Origin of the sequence: Aphanothece microscopica RSMan92 (assembly GCF_046613545.2) — a bacterium.
GTDB lineage: Bacteria > Cyanobacteriota > Cyanobacteriia > PCC-6307 > Cyanobiaceae > NIES-981.
This window is the reverse complement of the sequence record NZ_JBKKKY020000218.1, coordinates 1-982: the sequence shown is the minus strand read 5'-3', so window position 1 is coordinate 982 and position 982 is coordinate 1. Positions and strand designations below refer to the sequence as shown.

The 982-nt window shown below is 67.8% G+C and carries 1 protein-coding gene; it reads right to left on the bottom strand.

Features of this window, described 5'->3' with window-relative positions:
* Nucleotides 1–924 (bottom strand): dicarboxylate/amino acid:cation symporter (locus ACLD7X_RS17080; protein ID WP_411424886.1); only part of this gene is annotated, 924 nt, incomplete at its 3' end.
* Nucleotides 925–982 lie beyond the last annotated feature (58 nt).

Here is a 982-nt window from a genome sequence, read left to right as displayed (position 1 = left end):
CGGCCCAAGCTCCACCCCGAACACCTGCGCCCCGAACGTGGTGACGAGCGCGAGATAGATGGCGGTGCCGTCCATATGGATCGTGGCGCCGAGCGAGGTGACAAACGAGGTCTTGGCCTGCGGCACGCCGAGGTTCTCGGTGCAGCAGCGCATCGTGACCGGCAGCGTCGCGCTGGAGGAGGAGGTGGAATAGGCCACCGCCATCGCATCCAGCATGCCGCGATAGAAGGGCAGCGCCGGCAGACCAGCCAGAAACTTGATCGCCGAGCCATAGACCAGCGTGGCGTGCAGGAAGAGCGCGAGATACACCACGCCCACGAGCGCCAGCAGCGGCACGAGCGCTTCCACCCCCAGCGTGCCGACCACGAAAGCCATCAGCGCGAACACGCCGAAGGGCGCGAGTTCCATCACCACGCCCACGAGCCGCAGCAAGGCTTCGGCCGCCCCGTCGATCGCGGCGGCTGTGGGCTTGGCCTTATCGCCCGCCATCAGGATGCCGAGGCCGAACAGCACCGCGAACACGATGATGGGCAGGGCCTGGCCCTCCGCCATCGCCTTCACCGGATTCTCCGGGATTACGCCGAGCAGAAGCTCCTGCCAGGTCGGCGGGGCCTTTGTGTCCGGCAGGACGCTGGGAACCAGATCCAGCCCGGCGCCCGGCTGAAGCAGACTGCCCAGGAGCAGCCCCAGGCAGACCGCGAGAACGCTCGTGACAACGTAAAACCCGATGGTCCAGCCGCCGGTGCGACCCAGCGCCTTGGGGCTGCCGATCGCCACGACGCCGGCCGTGATGGTGGCGAAGATCAGCGGCACCACCAGCATGCGGATCGCTTCGACGAACACGTCGCCGATGATCTTCAGCTCCTTTGCGCCATCGCCGATCCCCAGCCCGACCAGCGCGCCGAGCACCATGGCCCCGACGATCCGGATCCAGAGCGGCGTTCCGAACCAGGCCGAGAGGAGGGAAGTCTTGGGCGTGGGC